This window comes from Rhodanobacter sp. Root561, from assembly GCF_001427365.1.
GTDB lineage: Bacteria > Pseudomonadota > Gammaproteobacteria > Xanthomonadales > Rhodanobacteraceae > Rhodanobacter.
The window spans coordinates 76,309-93,110 of the sequence record NZ_LMGH01000015.1 but is presented as its reverse complement, the minus strand read 5'-3'; the positions used below and the strand labels follow the sequence as shown (position 1 = coordinate 93,110).

The 16,802-nt window shown below is 66.5% G+C and carries 20 protein-coding genes; 12 read left to right on the top strand and 8 right to left on the bottom strand.

Annotation, left to right across the window (positions count from 1 at the left end):
- The first annotated feature begins 21 nt into the window (after positions 1-21).
- The 3 genes from ASD55_RS15470 (at position 22) to ASD55_RS15460 (ending at position 2,057) form a co-directional block, all read left to right on the top strand.
- Positions 22-540 (top strand): hypothetical protein, encoded by a 519-nt coding sequence (locus ASD55_RS15470; RefSeq protein WP_235577843.1) that lies wholly within the window; start codon positions 22-24, stop codon positions 538-540.
- 79 nt (positions 541-619) lie between these two features.
- Complete coding sequence (locus ASD55_RS15465) at positions 620-1,648, top strand: aminopeptidase (protein WP_056767538.1); 1,029 nt, start codon at positions 620-622, stop codon at positions 1,646-1,648.
- A gap of 25 nt (positions 1,649-1,673) precedes the next feature.
- The gene (locus tag ASD55_RS15460; protein WP_056767535.1) at positions 1,674-2,057 is read left to right on the top strand and encodes a nuclear transport factor 2 family protein; all 384 of its coding nucleotides are present in this window, start codon (positions 1,674-1,676) and stop codon (positions 2,055-2,057) included.
- A 12-nt stretch (positions 2,058-2,069) separates the two neighbouring features.
- On the opposite strand, the gene ASD55_RS15455 is transcribed toward ASD55_RS15460, so the two are convergent.
- On the bottom strand, positions 2,070-2,879 hold the full coding sequence (locus tag ASD55_RS15455) for a cytochrome c (protein WP_056767841.1): 810 nt from the start codon (positions 2,877-2,879) through the stop codon (positions 2,070-2,072).
- 334 nt (positions 2,880-3,213) lie between these two features.
- On the opposite strand from ASD55_RS15455, the gene pncB reads away from it, so the two are divergent.
- Positions 3,214-4,398, top strand: coding sequence for a nicotinate phosphoribosyltransferase (pncB, locus tag ASD55_RS15450; protein WP_056717711.1), 1,185 nt, complete (start codon positions 3,214-3,216; stop codon positions 4,396-4,398).
- A 120-nt stretch (positions 4,399-4,518) separates the two neighbouring features.
- Here the strand turns inward: pncB and ASD55_RS15445 are convergent, their stop codons facing one another.
- The 3 genes from ASD55_RS15445 to ASD55_RS15435 all read right to left on the bottom strand — a co-directional run bounded on the left by ASD55_RS15445 (position 4,519) and on the right by ASD55_RS15435 (position 7,232).
- On the bottom strand, positions 4,519-5,316 hold the full coding sequence (locus ASD55_RS15445) for a MetQ/NlpA family ABC transporter substrate-binding protein (protein WP_056767532.1): 798 nt from the start codon (positions 5,314-5,316) through the stop codon (positions 4,519-4,521).
- A gap of 231 nt (positions 5,317-5,547) precedes the next feature.
- Positions 5,548-6,225 carry a methionine ABC transporter permease gene (locus tag ASD55_RS15440; RefSeq protein ID WP_056767530.1) on the bottom strand — a complete coding sequence of 226 codons (678 nt, stop codon included), beginning with the start codon at positions 6,223-6,225 and terminating at the stop codon, positions 5,548-5,550.
- Positions 6,222-7,232: a methionine ABC transporter ATP-binding protein gene (locus tag ASD55_RS15435; protein ID WP_056767838.1), complete on the bottom strand. Its 1,011-nt coding sequence runs from the start codon at positions 7,230-7,232 to the stop codon at positions 6,222-6,224. Before ASD55_RS15435 ends, ASD55_RS15440 begins: the two co-directional genes overlap by 4 nt.
- A 101-nt stretch (positions 7,233-7,333) precedes the next feature.
- Between ASD55_RS15435 and ASD55_RS15430 the strand changes: the two genes are divergently transcribed.
- Both ASD55_RS15430 and ASD55_RS15425 read left to right on the top strand, forming a co-directional pair.
- On the top strand, positions 7,334-7,819 hold the full coding sequence (locus ASD55_RS15430; RefSeq protein ID WP_056717708.1) for a glutathione peroxidase: 486 nt from the start codon (positions 7,334-7,336) through the stop codon (positions 7,817-7,819).
- 159 nt (positions 7,820-7,978) lie between these two features.
- The gene (locus ASD55_RS15425; protein ID WP_040672940.1) at positions 7,979-8,461 is read left to right on the top strand and encodes a peptidylprolyl isomerase; all 483 of its coding nucleotides are present in this window, start codon (positions 7,979-7,981) and stop codon (positions 8,459-8,461) included.
- A gap of 67 nt (positions 8,462-8,528) precedes the next feature.
- On the opposite strand, the gene ASD55_RS15420 is transcribed toward ASD55_RS15425, so the two are convergent.
- Entirely contained in the window at positions 8,529-9,623 is a 1,095-nt protein-coding gene (locus ASD55_RS15420; protein WP_056767527.1) for a phospholipase A, read from the bottom strand.
- A gap of 116 nt (positions 9,624-9,739) precedes the next feature.
- Positions 9,740-10,198: a hypothetical protein gene (locus tag ASD55_RS15415; RefSeq protein WP_056767836.1), complete on the bottom strand. Its 459-nt coding sequence runs from the start codon at positions 10,196-10,198 to the stop codon at positions 9,740-9,742.
- A 172-nt stretch (positions 10,199-10,370) separates the two neighbouring features.
- Between ASD55_RS15415 and ASD55_RS15410 the strand changes: the two genes are divergently transcribed.
- On the top strand, positions 10,371-11,627 hold the full coding sequence (locus ASD55_RS15410) for a crosslink repair DNA glycosylase YcaQ family protein (RefSeq protein WP_056767525.1): 1,257 nt from the start codon (positions 10,371-10,373) through the stop codon (positions 11,625-11,627).
- 7 nt (positions 11,628-11,634) lie between these two features.
- Here the strand turns inward: ASD55_RS15410 and ASD55_RS15405 are convergent, their stop codons facing one another.
- Positions 11,635-12,087: a hypothetical protein gene (locus ASD55_RS15405; RefSeq protein ID WP_056767522.1), complete on the bottom strand. Its 453-nt coding sequence runs from the start codon at positions 12,085-12,087 to the stop codon at positions 11,635-11,637.
- A 603-nt stretch (positions 12,088-12,690) separates the two neighbouring features.
- On the opposite strand from ASD55_RS15405, the gene ASD55_RS15395 reads away from it, so the two are divergent.
- From ASD55_RS15395 to ASD55_RS15375, 5 genes are all read left to right on the top strand, one after another.
- Positions 12,691-12,900 carry a cold-shock protein gene (locus ASD55_RS15395; RefSeq protein ID WP_007806273.1) on the top strand — a complete coding sequence of 70 codons (210 nt, stop codon included), beginning with the start codon at positions 12,691-12,693 and terminating at the stop codon, positions 12,898-12,900.
- Between the two features lie 83 nt (positions 12,901-12,983).
- Positions 12,984-13,898 carry an alpha/beta fold hydrolase gene (locus ASD55_RS15390; RefSeq protein ID WP_056767518.1) on the top strand — a complete coding sequence of 305 codons (915 nt, stop codon included), beginning with the start codon at positions 12,984-12,986 and terminating at the stop codon, positions 13,896-13,898.
- A gap of 52 nt (positions 13,899-13,950) precedes the next feature.
- Positions 13,951-15,012 (top strand): NADH:flavin oxidoreductase/NADH oxidase, encoded by a 1,062-nt coding sequence (locus ASD55_RS15385; RefSeq protein ID WP_056717703.1) that lies wholly within the window; start codon positions 13,951-13,953, stop codon positions 15,010-15,012.
- A gap of 10 nt (positions 15,013-15,022) precedes the next feature.
- Positions 15,023-15,898, top strand: coding sequence for a pirin family protein (locus ASD55_RS15380; protein ID WP_056767833.1), 876 nt, complete (start codon positions 15,023-15,025; stop codon positions 15,896-15,898).
- Between the two features lie 57 nt (positions 15,899-15,955).
- Positions 15,956-16,258: a DUF962 domain-containing protein gene (locus tag ASD55_RS15375; protein ID WP_056717702.1), complete on the top strand. Its 303-nt coding sequence runs from the start codon at positions 15,956-15,958 to the stop codon at positions 16,256-16,258.
- Positions 16,259-16,336: 78 nt separating this feature from the next.
- On the opposite strand, the gene ASD55_RS15370 is transcribed toward ASD55_RS15375, so the two are convergent.
- Positions 16,337-16,726 (bottom strand): cytochrome c, encoded by a 390-nt coding sequence (locus ASD55_RS15370; protein ID WP_056767516.1) that lies wholly within the window; start codon positions 16,724-16,726, stop codon positions 16,337-16,339.
- Positions 16,727-16,802 lie beyond the last annotated feature (76 nt).

Sequence of the window (16,802 nt, the reverse complement as noted above, 5' to 3'; positions counted from 1 at the left end):
CATCCACAGCGGGGACAGGTCATGAAACGCGTTCTATCCGGTCTGCTCATGGTGGTCGCCGCGGCGACACTGTCGGGCTGCTACTACGATCCGGGCTACAGCTATGTGCGTGGTTCGGGTGACGCCGGCGATGCCTACTACGGCGACGGCGGCGCCACCTATGTGGCGCCGTCCTACTACGGTGGCTACTACGGCAACGGTTATTACGGCTACGGCGGCGGCTACTACGGTTGCTGCTATGCACCCGGTGTGAGCGTTGGCGTGGGCAGCGTCTGGTATGGCGGTTCGCGCTACCGGCACGATGACTACCGTGGACGCCGCGACTACGATCGTCATGCCGGGCATTGGCAGGGGCGTTCCGATGGCGGTCATCGGGGCGACGGTGGCAGGGAATACTACGGCGGTGATCGCCGGGGTTCCCGGGATTCCGGCTGGCGTGGTTCCGACTCGCACGGCTCCGGACAGCGTTCGCATGGCAGTGGCGGAGGCGGGCGTGGCGGCAGCCACGGTCATCGTGACCGTGGCAATGATCGCCACTGACGCCCGGCACTAGCGGCAGGGAATGCGCGCTGCCGGTTCTGCATGCGGGCTGTTGCCGAGGCTCATCGCAGTCATTGCGGTGAGCCTCTTGTCGTGTGGCTGCAACAGCCTTCGCTACTACGCGCAGGCCGCGCACGGACAGGGCAGCCTGGTTTTCCATCGGCGTGCGCTGGACAAGGTGATCGCTGATCCCGCCACGCCAGCGCCCCTGGCCACGCGGCTGCGCCTGGCGCAGCAGGCGCGGGCGTTCGCCAGCAGGCAACTCGCGCTGCCGGACAATCGCAGCTATGCCACCTATGTTTCGCTGGACCGCCCGTACGTGGTGTGGAACGTGTTCGCCACGCCGCGCTATTCGGTGCAGGCGGTGCCGCAGTGCTTTCCGATCGCCGGCTGCGTCGCCTACCGGGGCTGGTTCAGCGAGGCGGCCGCGCAGCAGGATGCGGCGCGGCTGCGTGCCCGCGGCGACGACGTATGGGTCGGGGGCGTGCCGGCCTATTCGACCCTGGGCTGGTTCGACGATCCGATCCTGTCAAGCATGCTGCGCTGGGACGACGACGAACTGGACGGCACGATCTTCCATGAGCTGGCCCACCAGCTGGTCTACGTGAAGGGCGACACGACGTTCAATGAATCGTTTGCCAGCTTCGTGCAGCAGGAAGGCCTGCGCCAGTGGCGCCGCTCGCGCGGACTGCCGCCCGCGGATGGCCGGCGCCAGGCGATGGAAGACGGCTTCACCCGGCTGGTGCTCGACCTGCGCAACCGGCTGAGAATCCTCTACGCGGACGGTGGCGATCAGGCGACGATGGAGGCGGGCAAGCAGCGCGAGCTGGCGGCGTTCCATGTCCGCTATGCGCAGTGGCGTGACAGCCAGTGGCCGGGTGAGCACCGGTATGACGCCTGGGTTGCCGCGCCGATCAACAACGCCCGCCTGCTTCCGTTCGGCCTGTACGAGCAATGGACGCCCGCGTTCGCCGCGCTGTTCGCGCGATCGGAGCGCAGCTGGCCCGCTTTCTACGCTGATGTTCGGCAGTTGGCCCGCAAGCCGAAGGCCGAACGCGACGCCGCGCTGCGCCAGCTGTGCAACGGTGCCTGTTCCGGGGCAGACTGAAGCCCCCCATCGCCGGAGTGTCGCCATGGTCAATGCCGAAAAGCGGGAGCTGATCCAGCGCTACGTCGAGGCCTACAACCGTTTCGACGTGGACGGCATGCTGGCCACGGTGACGCCGGACATCCTGTTCGAGAACATGGCGGACGGCCAGCTCAACGTCGCCACGCATGGCACCACCGAGTTCCGCCAGCTGGCCGAGCAGGGTGCTGCGCTGTTCGCCGAGCGCCGGCAGACGATCACCGCCTGGGAGTTTCGGCCGGCTTCCGTGCTGGTGACGATTGCCTGGCGCGGGGTGTTCGCCGCGGACGTGCCCGACGGCCCGCGCGCAGGTGCCGAGCTGACGCTGCAGGGCGAGTCGGAATTCGAGTTCGCTGGTGGGCGGATCAGCCGGATCGTCGACCGCAGCTGAGCCGTGCGGCGGTCACGGCGTGGACTTGCGTCCGGCCATGTGCCGCAGATAGGCCAGCACGGCGTCCAGGTCCGTGTCGGAGAGCGCGCTGCGGTCGAAGCCGGGCATCTTCGCCTGCGGCCACCGCCGCAGCGACTGCGGATCGCGAATGAAGGCGCGCAGCAGGTCGGCGCGCAGGTATTCGGTGGGATTGTGCGGCAGGTTCAGGTCCGGGCCGAGTTTTGCGTCGCCCTGGACGTTAAGGGTGTGGCAGGCCAGGCAGGTGTGCTGGAACACCACGAAGCCCTGTCGCACCTGGCTGTCGGGGGGCAGCGACGGGTCGGGCTGCAGGGCCGGGAAGCGCGCGGCAACCCCGGCCAGCTTGCGGATGGCGGCCAGCTGGTACGGCCATTGCTCCGGGCCCACATGAGCGGCCTGCGGCCGGGTCCAGACCACGTAGAACGGTCCCGCGCTGCCCTTGTCGCGGGGCAGTCGGGGCCACGGTTGCGCCGGGTCCTCGATCGCCAGCCAGGCCGTGCTGCCTTTCCCGTTCAGCAGCAGGGCGGCGGGGATTTCGGCGGCAAAGCCGTCGCTGGCCACGAACTGCAGGTGGTCGCCGGTGTCGAGCCCTTGCAGCAGATCGTTCAGCGGCACCGCGCGATAGCGCATCGGCCGGCCGAAGGCCACGTCGTCAGGCACGTTGATCGTGCGCACGTCGCCGCGCCTCAGCAGCGCTCCGGTTTGCCAGGTGGTCGGGCCGTGGCCGAGATCGATCTTCAGTTCGGCGGCAGTGGCCGGCAGCAACAGGCTCAGGGCGAACAGGCCGGCGATCAGCAGTTTCATGGTGGACTCCGACGGGAAGCGGCGATCGTAGAACACAAGGGATGCCCGATGGCGACAGAGCGCGTTTCGGACAGCCTGTCGCCCAGCTGAACGAATCCCGTCATGCACATTGAACTCACATCGGCTCACCCACACTAAGCCTGTGTATCGCCGTGAGGGCGACAAAAAGTGAGGCAGTTGATCGCATCACTGAGGGGTCGGCATTTCCTCCCCTGGATGCCACCTGACAAACCCCATCAGTCCTCCCCTGGCTGATGGGGTTTTTTTTTGTCCATCGCGTGGGCGCGGCTGCGGCATGGATAATGGACCATTCCCGTTCGCCGCTGGGCCACTGATGATCATCGAATCGCTGCTCGATACCGACCTGTACAAGTTTTCCATGATGCAGGTGGTCTTGCACCAGTATCCCGCGGCTCAGGTCGAGTACCGCTTCAAGTGCCGCACGCCGAACGTCGACTTGGTGCCGTACATCGACGAGATCCGCGGCGAACTGAAGGCGTTGTGCCAGCTTCGCTTCACGCCGGACGAGCTCGACTACCTGCGCACCTGGCGTTTCATCAAGAGCGACTTCGTCGATTTCCTGGGGCTGTTCCAGCTCAACGAGAAGTACGTGGACATCGCGCCGGCCGCCGCAGGCAACGGCGAGATCGAGATCCGCATCCGCGGGCCGTGGCTGCACACCATCCTGTTCGAGGTGCCGCTGTTGGCGATCGTCAACGAGGTGTACTTTCGCAACACCAGCGCCGGCCTCGACCTCGGCGAAGGGCGTCGGCGCCTGCAGGCGAAGATCGCCCTGCTGCGCGACACGCCGGATTACAGCGGTTGCAAGATCGCCGACTACGGCACGCGCCGTCGCCACTCGCGGGTGTGGCAGGAAGAAGTGGTGACGGCGCTGCGCGACGGACTCGGCGCCCAGCTGGCTGGCACCAGCAACGTGTGGCTGGCGCGCAAGCTCGACCTGACGCCGCTGGGCACGCTGGCGCACGAATACCTGCAGGCGCACCAGGCGCTGGGCCCGCGCCTGCGCGATTCGCAGGTGGCGGCGTTGGAGGCGTGGGCGAAGGAATACCGGGGCGACCTCGGCATTGCGCTGTCGGACGTGTACGGGCTGGACGCCTTCCTGCGCGACTTCGACATGTACTTCTGCAAGCTGTTCGACGGCACCCGCCACGATTCCGGCGATCCGTTCGCCTGGGGCGACAAGGTGCTGGCGCACTACTGCGCGAACCGGGTCGATCCCCGCGGCAAGGTGCTGGTGTTCAGCGACGGGCTGGACATACCCAAGGTGATGCAGCTGTACGAGCACTTCCGCGGCCGCTGCCTGCTGGCGTTCGGCGTGGGCACCAACCTCACCAACGACGTGGGCCCGGTGCCGCTCAACATCGTGATCAAGATGATCCGCTGCAACGGCCAGCCGGTGGCCAAGCTCAGCGACTCGCCCGGCAAGAACATGTGCGACGACGAGAAGTACGTGGCGTACCTGCGGCAGGTCTTCGACATCCCCGCATCGCAGGGGTGAGGCGAATTGCTCCTCCCCTGCTTGCAGGGGTGGGCCGGGAGGGAGCGCTCGGGCGGGCGAGGAAGGTCAGGAGCACCCCACCCCAACCCTCCCCTGCAAGCAGGGGAGGGAGTGCCAAGGTCAGAACGCGGGCAGCACGGCGCCGTGGTACTTCTGTTCGATGAACGCCTTGATCTCGGGACTGGTCAGTGCCTTGGCCAGTTTCTGCACGCGCGGGTCGTTCCGGTTGTCGGGGCGGCCGACCAGGTAATTCACGTAGGGCGAGTCCTTGTCCTCGATCAGCAGCGCGTCCCTGGTGGGGTTCAGCCCGGCGGCCAGCGCGTAGTTGGTGTTGATCAGGGAGAGATCCACCTCGTCCAGCGTTCGGGGCAGCATCGCCGCTTCCAGCTCGCGGAACTTCAGCTGCTTCGGATTCGCCGTGATGTCCTTCAGCGTGGCCATCTCGTCATTGGGATCCTTCAACGTGATCAGGCCGTGCCTGGCCAGCAACAGCAGCGCGCGGCTGTTGTTGCTGGGGTCGTTGGGCAGGGTGACGCTGGCGCCGTCGGGCAGCTGGTCGATGCTCGTGTACTTGCGCGAATAGGCGCCGAACGGCTCGATGTGCACGCCGGCGACGATCACCAGGTCGGTGCCGCGTTCGCGGTTGAACGCATCCAGGTACGGCCTGGTCTGGAAGTAGTTCAGGTCGATGTTTTTCTCGGCCACCTGGGTGTTCGGCTGCACGTAGTCGGCGAATACCCTGATCTGCAGGTCCACGCCCTGTTTCGCCAGCAGCGGTTTCACCTGCTTGAGGATCTCGGCATGGGGAACCGCGGTAGCGGCCACGGTGAGGACGTGATCGTCCTGTTCCGGCGCGGAGCAGGCCGTCAGCGAGAGCAGGATCAGGGTCGTGGCGAGGAAGACGTGGAACAGTTTCATGGCGGAGGTTCACTTGTGCAATGCACAATAATAGACGTCTATACCGCCAAACACAAATCGTGCGAGGGCGCCGACGATGACGCGTCAGACCTTGGGTCGGGAGCAGTAGCCGGCCAGCAGGAGCAGGGCCAGGGTGGCGGCGAGGGCGGCGAGCAGCAATTCCAAGGCGGCGATTCCCATGAGCGGCCCACGAAGGTAGGCCGCCCATGGCGCCAGGCACAAATGATCAAGTCAGCGTTGCTTATAACGCTGCACGATGCGGTCGCCGATCATCTGCAGCACCTGCACCAGCACGATCAGCAGCACCACGGTGACCAGCATGTAGTCGGACTTGTAGCTGAGGTAGCCGTAGCGGTAGGCCAGGTCGCCGAGGCCGCCGGAGCCGATCGCGCCACCCATGGCGGTGTAGCCGACCAGGGCGATCGCGGTGACCGTGATGCCGGCGAACAGGCCGCCGCGGGCCTCGGGCAATAGCACGTGGCGCACGATCTGCCACAGGCTGGCGCCCATCGCCTGGCTGGCCTCGATCACGCCTTGCTGCACTTCGCGCAGCGCGGTTTCCACCAGCCGCGCGAAGAACGGCGCGGCGCCGATCACCAGTGGCGGGATCGCGCCGCGGATGCCCAGTTTGGTGCCGACCAGGGCGTAGGTGACCGGCATCAGCACGATCATCAGGATGATGAACGGCACCGAGCGCAGGACGTTCACCAGCAGCGAGGTCACCGCGTAGAGCTTGGGCATCGGCCGCAGCTGGCCCTTGCCGGTGAGGTACAGCAGCACGCCCAGCGGCAGGCCGATCAGCACGGTGAGCGCCAGCGAGCCGCCCAGCATCAGCAAGGTGTCGATGCAGGCGCGGCCGATCTCGCCCCAGTCGTCGATGTTGGGGAAAAGTTTCTGCAGCGGATTCACCGTGGCAGCTCCTCGATCTCGATGCCGGCATCCCGCAGCGCGGCCAGTGCGATGTCCACCTGTTCGCCCCGCATCGCCAGGGTGAGCTGACCGTAGGGCAGATCCTTGATGCGGTCGATGCGCCCGGCCAGGATGTTGAATTCCACGCTGGTTTCCCGCGCCACCCGGCTCAGCGACGGGGTCAGCGTGGCGTCGCCGCGGAAGCTCAGGCGCACGATGCGGCCGGGCACCTGCGCGAATGGCGTGTGTTCGCTGGCCGCTTCCTCGGGCAAGGCCTCGTTGACGAAGCGCCGGGTGGTCGGGTGCTGCGGGTGCAGGAACACGTCGGCCACCGGGCCGCGCTCGACGATCACGCCGGCGTCGAGCACCGCCACGCGATCGCACACGCGGCGCACCACGTCCATCTCGTGGGTGATCAGCACGATGGTGAGTTTCAGCTCGCGGTTGATCTCGGCCAGCAGTTCCAGCACCGAGGCGGTGGTCTGCGGATCGAGCGCGCTGGTGGCCTCGTCGCAGAGCAGGATGGACGGCCGGTTGGCCAGCGCGCGGGCGATGCCCACGCGTTGCTTCTGGCCGCCGGAAAGCTGAGACGGGTATTTGTCCGCGTGGTCGCTCAAGCCCACCCGCGCCAGCAGCTCGTCCACCCGGGTCCGCAATGCGGCCGCGTCGCGTTCTCCGGCCAGTCGCAGCGGGAACGCCACGTTGTCGGCCACCGTTTGCGAGGCGAGCAGGTTGAAGTGCTGGAAGATCATGCCGATCCGCCGTCGCTGCGCGCGCAGTGCCGGCTCGGCCAGCGCGGTCATCTCGGTATCGTTCACGAAGATGCGCCCGCCGCTGGGTCGTTCGAGCAGGTTGATCAGCCGTATAAGCGTCGATTTGCCGGCGCCGGAAAGGCCGATGATGCCGAACACCTCGCCATCGGCAATGTCGAGATCGAACGGCTGCAAGGCAGGGATGTTCCTGCCGTCGACGCGGTAGGACTTGTGGACATCGACGAAACGGATCACGACGTGGGCCTGGCCAGCGGGTGGATGCGGCATTCTATGCCACGGGCCCGGCCACCGATGGCGTATGCTGACGGATTGACCCATCAACACGGAGTCCGGCCATGTCCAGCGTCTACGATTTCACCGTTCGCGATATCGAGGGCCAGCCGCGCTCACTGGCCGAGTGGCGCGGCAAGACGCTGCTGATCGTCAACGTGGCCTCCAAGTGCGGCTTCACTCCGCAGTACAAGGGACTGGAGACGCTGTGGCAGGACCAGCGCGACCAGGGACTGGTGGTGCTGGGCTTTCCGTGCGACCAGTTCGGTCACCAGGAACCCGGTGACGAGGCCGAGATCCGGAACTTCTGCAGCACCCAGTACGACGTGACCTTTCCGATGTTCGCCAAGGTCGAGGTGAACGGCGAGCACGCCGATCCGCTGTACAAGTGGCTGAAGAGCGAAGGCAAGGGCATCCTTGGCAGCGAATCGATCAAGTGGAACTTCACCAAGTTCCTGGTCGATGCGGAAGGCCAGGTGGTCAGGCGTTATGCCTCCACCGACACGCCGGAGAAGATCGGCAAGGACACCCTGGCGCGACTCGGCGGCTGATGGGCGGAAGTGGCCGCCCGGAGCCACGGAACGCGGGATTCGCGGGTCCCGCGTGACCCGTGTTCCGGTCTGCCGCAGGCGCCTTGGCAGCCTCTGCTAAACTGTGTGGTTCATGTCGGCGATGTGGCCGGCGAACCCGAACCCGATCGCGAGATGACCATGCAGATTGCCCAGAACTCCGTAGCCGCCTTCCATTACACGCTGACCGACGACGAAGGCCAGGTCATCGACAGCTCCGCCGGTCGCGAGCCGCTGACCTACCTGCATGGCCAGGGCCATATCGTGCCGGGCCTGGAAAAGCAGATGGAAGGCCGTTCGGTAGGCGACAAGTTCGACGCCCACGTGGCGCCCGAGGAAGGTTACGGCGTGCATCATGCCGAGCTGATGCAGCAGGTTCCGCGCGAGGCGTTCCAGGGCGTCGAGGACATCCAGCCCGGCATGCAGTTCCAGGGCAACGGTCCGGAAGGCCAGATCAACGTCACCGTGAGCAAGGTCGAGAACGGCGTGGTGTTCATCGATGCGAACCATCCGCTGGCGGGCAAGACCCTGCACTTCGCGATCGAGGTGACCGACGTGCGCGACGCCACCGCCGAAGAGCTGCAGCATGGCCACGTGCACGGCGCCGGTGGCCATCACCACTGAGTTTGCGCCGGTCGCGACGCGGCACCGATGAACGAAGGCCCGGCAGCTTGCCGGGCCTTCGTCGTCTTCAGTACCAGTCGAGCAGCGAAATGCCCACGCCGAGGTAGGTGGCGTTGTGGTTGTAGTCGATCAGGCTTTCGCCATAGCCCTTGAACACTTCCATGTAGCCGCGCAGGTTGCCGGCCATCGGGAAGCTCCAGCTGAAACGCGCCGCGCCATGGCTGCGGCTGCCGCCACGCATCGAGTGGCGCAGCATCATGCCGAATTCCTGGCCGCGCCATTCATGCACGATCTGCACTTCGCCGCGCCCCATGTAATCGCTGATGTCGGGGTTGTCGTCGTCGCTGCGCGATTCCGGGATGCGCCACCACGGACGCAGCATCACCGTCCAGCCGTCGCGTTCGAAACCGACATCGGCAATCACCCGGTTCCAGCTGCGCGACAGCGGGTCGCCGCGGCCGTTCGACTGGTGGTCCACGCCAATGCCCAGCAGGCGGCCCGTCCAGCCGAATACCTGGTAATGGGTGTCGAACACCAGCATCGCCTCGGGTTCGTAATCGGTCTCGCGGAACGGGCGCGACAGGGTCGAGTTGTAGACCTGCCAGCGCGATGACTGGGTGTAACCCACCCACAGGTCGCCGGCGTCACCGAACACGCCTTGCCATACCTTCGCCTTCAGGCTGAGCTGGAATTTCGCCTCGACGTTCTGCAATTGCTCGCTGGTGCCACTGACCGTGTTGTCGGGGCTCGGGCTGTGCGGCTGGTTGTTCTGGTGGCTGGTCATGAACGCCGGCATCACGTAGACCGGGTTGTAGCCGCGGATGTTGAAGGTGCCCAGCTTGCTCTCCGGTGACAGCTCCCAGCGGCTGTCCAGCAATGACAACGGCTGCGCCACCTCGCTGTTGCCCGGCTCATCGGCGGACGCCCGCTTGTCGTCGCGGCCGAATATCTCCGGCGTCCGGGTGCTCGCATCCACGCGCTTGCGGGCCACCGGCAGGTTGACGCGTCCGGTGGCGTGGTCGTAGCAGGCGAGGCGTTGCGCATCGCTCTCGATCGCCGTGCAGCCGCGGATGTCGGTGGGGTCCGGATTCTGCGCATGCACGGAAGCGGCGGCGCAGAGGCTGCCCAGGGTTACGGCCGCGGCCGCCATCAATGGCTTCATGTGGAGCGGATTCCTGGATGGGGCGCAGCAGTCTAGCGGAGCTGGTGTCGACTGTGGATGAGGGTGGAGCGGGCACGAACCGGCGCCGGCCCGGATGGCCGGCGCTTTACTGCAACTTACTTCTGCGCCGTCCAGCGCTGGTACTCGTCCTTGCTGATGCGGCCGTTGCGGTTGTGGTCGGCGTAGATGAAGTCGTTGGCCAGCAGGGGATAGGCTGACGCCTGATCCTCGGTGATGTAGCGCGCGCCGCCGGACAACTGCTCGAACGAGGGCGCCGGACCGGCCGGTGGGGGCGTCGGCATGCTCGAATGCACGGTCAGCTCGCCGCTCGGCGTATTCATGGTGGCGGTGGTCTGGTCGGCGGGCATGGGCGCGGTGTTCTGGGGCATCGTCCCCTGGGTTGTCGTGTCCTGGGGAGTCGTGCTCTGAGGTGTCGTGTCCTGGGGCGTCGCGCTCTGGGGCATCGTGTCTTGAGTCGGCGTGCTCTGGGGCGTCGTGTCCTGGGCGATCACCTGGCCCGCCAGCATCAGGGCCGAGGCGGCAAGGACGGTCAACAGTGGTTTGCGATATTTCATCATTGGAACTCCATGCCAGAATGATCGGGTGAAGTTGGCGGGTGCCGGAAAGCGCCCGCAACGATCGAACGAAGTCCACGCTAGCAGGGGATTTGTAAATGCCGTCTCAAGGTTTCGGTCACGAAGGCGTGAAGAATCGGGGCCGTTGGGCGGCGCTTCAGCAAGCCGCCACATGTTGAAGCTGGCCCAGGCCAGAGCCATGCAGCTGGCCGCTCAGGGACTGTTGCAGCCGCCGAAGCGGCGGCCGCGGCGGGCAGACCTGGTGGCTGCCATCGAGCGCATGCGGATGCTGCAGATCGATACCATCCACGTGGTGGCGCGCAGCCCGTACTTCGTCCTGCATTCGCGCCTGGGCGATTACCCGATGGCGTGGCTGGACGAGGCGCTGGCACAGGGACAACTGGCCGAGTGCTGGGCGCATGAGGCGTGTTTCGTCAGCGCCGCCGACATCGCCTGGCATCGGGGCGGGCAGGATCATCGCAGCCATCATTGGGCGCATCGCAATGCGCAGCGCGTTCATCGCGAGCACCGCAAGGACATGGATGCATTGCTCGGGGGCATCCGCGCCTCCGGCCCGGTTCGCGCCGCGGATTTCGAGCGCCGCGGCGGCGCCGCCCCGTCGGGGTGGTGGGAGTGGAAGCCGGAGAAGCGCTGGCTGGAGGCATGGTTTGCCCTGGGCGAGCTGATGGTGGCCCGGCGCGACAGGTTCCAGCGCGTCTACGATCTCGCCGAAAGGGTGCTGGCCGGGCTCGACCCGCCGTTCGACGCCGCGCTCGCCTTCTCGGCGGCGCAACAGCGCCGGCATTTCATCCTCGAAACCGTGCGGGCGCTGGGCGTGACGCCGGCGGCGTGGATTGCCGATTACTTTCGGCTCAAGCCCCGGGTCAGCGATCGTGAACTGGCTCCGCTGGTGGAAAGCGGCGAATTGCTGGCGGTGCCGGTCGAAGGCTGGAGCACGCCCGGTTATGTGCACCGCGAACATGCCCAATGGCTGGACAAGGCGCTCGCCGGGAAGCTGCGCGCCACCCTTACCACGCTGCTGTCGCCGTTCGATCCGCTGGTATGGGATCGCAGCCGCGCGCTGGCGATGTTCGGCTTCGAATACACGATCGAGTGCTACACGCCGGCCGCGAAACGGCGCTATGGCTACTTCGTGCTGCCGATCCTGCATCGGGGACGCCTGGTCGGCCGGCTGGACGCCAAGGCGCATCGCGCCACCGGCGTGTTCGAGGTCAAGGCCTTGTTCCTCGAGCCGGACGCAAAGGCCGAACCGACGCTGGTGAGTGCCGTGGCCAGGGCCATCGCGGCCACCGCGGCATGGCACGGCACGGAAAGGATCAAGCTGGGAACCACCCAACCCGCGTCGCTGGCCCGGCTGCTGCGTGCGCAGTGGCGAGCCGCCCAGGTGAAGCTTGCCGATCCGGGCTGAGCGGTTCTTACGGTGTGCTGGCCGCAGGTGCGGGATTTTCCGCGCAGGACTTCCCGTCCAGTGCCTGGCGCAGTTGAGTGGATAGCGAATTGCAGCGCGCCGCGAGTTGCGGCCGGATGAACGGGTTCCTCGAATCGCGCAGCAGGCTGCTGCGCATCGCTTCGTAACGCGACTGCAACTGGTCCGGCGCATAGATGTCCGCGGCGCGATGGCAGGCAAGATAACTCGACAGGTAATCGTCGCAGGCGGGAATCCCGGTCTCGCCCGTCGACTCTGCCTGATCGCTGCCCGCGCTGGAGGTTCCGGACGTGTTCTGGTGCCGGGCGCGGCTGGCCGGCGCGGGCGTGACGGCGCTCGTGCCGGTGGTGCCGGTGGCCCGGGTGGTCGGGTGTTCGGCGCAGCCGGCGAGCAACAGGCCGGCAAGCGCGCCAACCAGGATCGGGCGGGGCAGATTGGGCATGTCGGTCTCCTCGGGTGTCTGGGTCGTGGGCGGATCCATGCATGCAGGGCTCCGGCCGGCTCCGGCTACTAGACCGCGTGGCCAGTCAAGAAAACCTGAATTTCCAGCTGCCATCGCATCGGCACCCATGCATGCGGACGTGATCAGCACCCGATGGTGCCATGCATGGCGCCATCGGATGGGCAATCCGGCGGCTTGCGGTCCGGTTGGTTCGTGACGGGGAGTTGGCATTTTCCTGCTCCATGCCGGACAGGGGTTTCCACGACGTGCAACAGGGCGGGCAGATTGATTTTGTCGATCCGACCCGGCGAAACGAATCGTCGGGCCGGGGAACCTGCCGGTACTAATGCTGGCCATGACAGGAAAACCGCGCAGGGATGTCCGGTTTTCCCTTCAGGAAATATCCTTCCGCGGCGCCGCTTGACAAATCACTTGCCGACAAAAAATCCGTTATGCTTGGCGTGCTGCGTCTGCTTGGCTACAAGAGTGCCCGGTAGGGATTTCCTGAATCCGACTGTTGCACCGGACCCTGCATGCTCAGTAAAACCGTCGGCCCGTTGGGGCCGGTTTGTCTCAGCGTTCGGATTAGGATCGGAGTGAGTCATGGCGGATCGTGAAGTAGGTACTGTGAAGTGGTTCAATGACGCCAAGGGTTTCGGCTTTATCAGCCGCGATAATGGCCCTGACGTGTTCGTGCATTTTCGCGCCATCACCGGCTCGGGTTTCAAGAGCCTGCAGGAAGGTCAGAAAGTGAGCTTCAATGTCGTGGACGGGCAGAAGGGCTTGCAGGCCGAAGACGTTACCCCCGTTTGATCGCGGTAGCGGAACCTGTATGAAGGGCCGGCGCAAGCCGGCCCTTTTTTGTGGTCGACGCGGCGATTGGTTAGCCTGTGGGAATGTCCAATCCTTCTTTTGACGACGCTTCCGCCGCCACCCCGCTGGTGATCCCGGTCACTGCCGCCGACGGCGCGCACTTCGAATTGCTGGCGGTGTTGCCGTCCGGTCCCTGGCAGCAGTTGCTGTACTGGCTGCCGGCGATGGGCATTCCGGCCCGTCACTATCTGCCGCTGGCCCAGGCGCTGGCCGAACGCGGTGTTGCCGTGGTGCTGCACGAATGGCGCGGTATCGGTTCCAGCGATCGCCGCGCCGGTCGCCGCTGCGACTGGGCCTATCGCCAGCTACTGCAGGATGACCTGCCTGCCGGCATGGCGCTGCTGGAAGCGCGCTGGCCGCAGGCGCGCAAATGGCTGGGTGGCCACAGCCTGGGCGGCCAGCTGGCGCTGCTCTACGCGAGCCTGCATCCGTCGGTGTTCGCCGGGCTGTTGCTGGTGGCCAGCGGCTCGCCGTGCTGGCGGCGCTTCCGGCATGGCTGGCTGATCGCCGCGGCCTATGCGCTGGCGCCGTGGCTGGCACGACTGAGGGGTCACCTGCCGGGCCGGCGCATCGGCTTCGGCGGCAACGAAGCGCGTGGCGTGATCGACGACTGGGCGCGCAGCGGCCGCAACGGTCGCTATGCCGCCACGGGCATGTCGCAGGACTTCGAGGCACAACTCGCCGCCCTGCAACTGCCGGTGCTGGCGCTGCGCCTGAAGGAGGACTGGCTCGGTCCGCAGGCCTCGCTGGAATGGCTGCTGGGCAAGCTCGGTGCGGGCATCCGGCAGATCGAGGTGATCAGCCGCGATGATCTGGGTGGCAAGCCGGCCGACCACTTCGGCTGGATGAAAACGCCGGCGCCGATCGCGGCGCGCATGGTCGAATGGTTCGCCGTGGAAGATGCGCTGTTCGCCGAGCACGCCCAGTCGACGGCTTGATTCCCGGCGCCGTCGCCCGGATGTCGACCCTTTCGATCCGATGGATGCTCCGATGAACCTGTTCGATCCGTTCCAGCAACGCAGCCTGACCTTGCGCAACCGGCTGGTGGTTTCGCCGATGTGCGAATACTCGGCCACCGATGGCGTGCCGAACGACTGGCACCTGGTGCACCTGGGCAGTCGCGCGGTGGGCGGCGCCGCCGTGGTGATCGCCGAGGCATCGGCGGTTTCGGCGCAGGGACGCATCTCGCCGCAGGACGCCGGCCTGTGGAACCAGGCCCAGTTGCAGGCGTGGCAACCGATCACCCGCTTCATCGGCGCACACGGGGCAATCGCCGGCATCCAGCTGGCCCACGCCGGGCGCAAGGCCAGCACCTTGCGTCCCTGGGACGGGCATGGTCCGGTGCCGGCCGGGCAGGGCGACTGGCCCGTCGTGGCGCCCTCGGCGCTGCCGTTCGACACCGGCTGGAACGTGCCGCTGGCCTTGGACGAGGCCGGCATCCAGGCGGTGATCGCCGATTTCCGCGCCGCGGCGGCACGCGCGCTGGAGGCCGGCTTCCAGCTGGTCGAGGTGCATGCTGCGCACGGTTACCTGCTGCACCAGTTCCTGTCGCCGCTGAGCAACCGGCGCGACGACCGTTACGGCGGCAGCTTCGAAAACCGCACCCGGCTGACCCGTGAAGTCGTGGCCGCCGTGCGCGAGGTGTGGCCGGACGAGTTGCCGTTGTGGCTGCGCGTGTCGGCGACCGACTGGGCCGACGAAGGCGGCTGGGACGCGGCGCAGAGCGTGGAACTGGCGCGCATGGTGAAGCCCCTGGGCGTCGACCTGATCGACGTTTCCAGCGGCGGCCTGCTGCCCCACGTGAAGATCCCGCTGGGGCCGGGCTACCAGGTGCCGTTCGCCGCGCAGATCCGCCGCGAGGCGGACATCGCCACCGGCGCCGTGGGCCTGATCACCGAAGCCGAACAGGCCGACCGGATCATCGCCGATGGCGAGGCGGACCTGGTGCTGATCGCCCGCGAAAGCCTGCGCGACCCCTACTTCCCGCGGCGGGCGGCACAGCAACTGGGCGCAAAAATCGTCGCGCCGGCGCAATATCAGCGGGCCTGGTAAGGAGCACATGATGGAAAGTCGTCCCCAGTTGATCGCCGACGCCCGTGAGCACGACCTCGGCGACGGCTTCGTCGTGCGTCGCATGCTGCCGGTGCTGCAGGCACGCCACGTCGGTCCGTTCGTTTTCTTCGATCACATGGGGCCGGTGAGTTTCCCGGCGGGCAAGGGCATGGACGTGCGCCCGCACCCGCACATCGGCCTGGCCACGGTGACCTGGCTGTTCGACGGGGCGATCCGCCATCGCGACAGCCTGGGCAGCCTGGCCGACATCCGCCCCGGCGAGGTCAACTGGATGACCTCCGGTCGCGGCATCACCCACTCCGAGCGCACGCCGCCAGATGAGCGTGCCGCAGGCCAGAAGCTGCACGGCATCCAGGTCTGGGTTGCCCTGCCGCAGGCCGATGCCGAGGTGTCGCCGGAATTCCACCACCATGATCGCGAGGCCTTGCCGCGGATCAGCGAGCCGGGCGTGGAAGGCGTGCTGATCGCGGGCAATGCCTACGGTCAGCGTTCACCGGTGAAGGTGTTCGCGCCGATGTTCATGCTGGAAGCAAGCTTGCAGGCTGGCGCCGAGCTGGCCTTGCCGACCGGGCACGCCGAGCGCGGCGTGCATGTGGTCGAAGGCTCCGTGAGCTGGGGCGAACTGAAGATCGCCAAACACCAGATGGCGGTGCAGGCCGGCGACCAGCCGCCTCCGTTGCGTGCCAGCGAACCAAGCCGGTTGATCCTGTTCGGCGGTGCGCCGCTGGATGGCGAGCGCCACCTGTGGTGGAACTTCGTGGCCAGCAGCCGCGAGCGCATCGAGCAGGCCAAGGCGGACTGGAGCGAAGGGCGCTTTCCCACCGTGCCCGGCGACGAGGAAGAGTTCATTCCGTTGCCGGCGTAGGCCCGTATCCCGCAAGGATGCGGCAGAATCGGGCCGTCCACACCGCGGAGCCTCGCCATGTCCGGCTACAGCAGTTTTGCCGAGTTCTATCCGTTCTACCTAGGCGAGCACGGCAACCGCCGCTGCCGCCGGATGCATTTCATCGGCAGCAGCCTGGTGATCGCGGTGGTCGTGCTTGCCGTGTCCAGCGGGCAGTGGCGCTGGTTGTGGCTGGCACCGCTGTGCGGCTACGGCTTCGCCTGGATCGGCCACTACGTGTTCGAGAAGAACCGCCCGGCGACCTTCAGGCATCCGCTGTACAGCCTGGCCGGCGACTGGGTGATGTACGCCCAGATGCTGCGCGGCAAGATCCCGTTTTGATTTTCTCCCTCCCCTGCGTGCCCCTGAAGGGACTTCCTTCGGTCGCAGGGAGGGGCGGGGTGGGGTCGCTCTTCAACCTCAGCGATACTGCTGATGGCAGCTCTTGCAGGTTTCGCCCACCGGCTTGATGGCGGCCACCAGCGCCTCGCAACTGGCTGGCGCGGCCTGCACCGCCTGCTGCAGCTGGGTCTGCAGCTTGCCGGCGTCGTCGGTGAAGGTCTTCTCGCTGATGCCGAACACCGGCGTGATGTCGCTGGCGGTGGAGGCGAGGCGTTCCAGGTGGTGCAGCACCCTGGCCGGCTCGCACTGCTTCGCCTTGATCGCGTTTTTCAGTTCGCCCACGTGATAACCCATGGTATCCATGACCGCCTTCGGCATGGGATTGCGTGCGCTCAGCGCGTTCATCACGTTGACGGTGCCGATCACGCCGATCACCAGGCCAAGCAGGATCATCAGGGCTGCGCGCATGGATGAGGTTCCGATCATGAAGAGAACGCCAAGGATACCCTGCGCCGACGCACCCGTAGCCACCGTCCACGATAAA

Coding starts and splice junctions, on each gene's coding strand:
- ASD55_RS15470 (WP_235577843.1), top strand. CDS start 22: ATGAAACGCGTTCTATCCGGTCTGCTCATGGTGGTCGCCGCGGCGACA.
- ASD55_RS15460 (WP_056767535.1), top strand. CDS start 1,674: ATGGTCAATGCCGAAAAGCGGGAGCTGATCCAGCGCTACGTCGAGGCC.
- ASD55_RS15455 (WP_056767841.1), bottom strand. CDS start 2,879: ATGAAACTGCTGATCGCCGGCCTGTTCGCCCTGAGCCTGTTGCTGCCG.
- pncB (WP_056717711.1), top strand. CDS start 3,214: ATGATCATCGAATCGCTGCTCGATACCGACCTGTACAAGTTTTCCATG.
- ASD55_RS15445 (WP_056767532.1), bottom strand. CDS start 5,316: ATGAAACTGTTCCACGTCTTCCTCGCCACGACCCTGATCCTGCTCTCG.
- ASD55_RS15430 (WP_056717708.1), top strand. CDS start 7,334: ATGTCCAGCGTCTACGATTTCACCGTTCGCGATATCGAGGGCCAGCCG.
- ASD55_RS15425 (WP_040672940.1), top strand. CDS start 7,979: ATGCAGATTGCCCAGAACTCCGTAGCCGCCTTCCATTACACGCTGACC.
- ASD55_RS15420 (WP_056767527.1), bottom strand. CDS start 9,623: ATGAAGCCATTGATGGCGGCCGCGGCCGTAACCCTGGGCAGCCTCTGC.
- ASD55_RS15415 (WP_056767836.1), bottom strand. CDS start 10,198: ATGAAATATCGCAAACCACTGTTGACCGTCCTTGCCGCCTCGGCCCTG.
- ASD55_RS15410 (WP_056767525.1), top strand. CDS start 10,371: ATGTTGAAGCTGGCCCAGGCCAGAGCCATGCAGCTGGCCGCTCAGGGA.
- ASD55_RS15405 (WP_056767522.1), bottom strand. CDS start 12,087: ATGCCCAATCTGCCCCGCCCGATCCTGGTTGGCGCGCTTGCCGGCCTG.
- ASD55_RS15395 (WP_007806273.1), top strand. CDS start 12,691: ATGGCGGATCGTGAAGTAGGTACTGTGAAGTGGTTCAATGACGCCAAG.
- ASD55_RS15390 (WP_056767518.1), top strand. CDS start 12,984: ATGTCCAATCCTTCTTTTGACGACGCTTCCGCCGCCACCCCGCTGGTG.
- ASD55_RS15385 (WP_056717703.1), top strand. CDS start 13,951: ATGAACCTGTTCGATCCGTTCCAGCAACGCAGCCTGACCTTGCGCAAC.
- ASD55_RS15380 (WP_056767833.1), top strand. CDS start 15,023: ATGGAAAGTCGTCCCCAGTTGATCGCCGACGCCCGTGAGCACGACCTC.
- ASD55_RS15375 (WP_056717702.1), top strand. CDS start 15,956: ATGTCCGGCTACAGCAGTTTTGCCGAGTTCTATCCGTTCTACCTAGGC.
- ASD55_RS15370 (WP_056767516.1), bottom strand. CDS start 16,726: ATGCGCGCAGCCCTGATGATCCTGCTTGGCCTGGTGATCGGCGTGATC.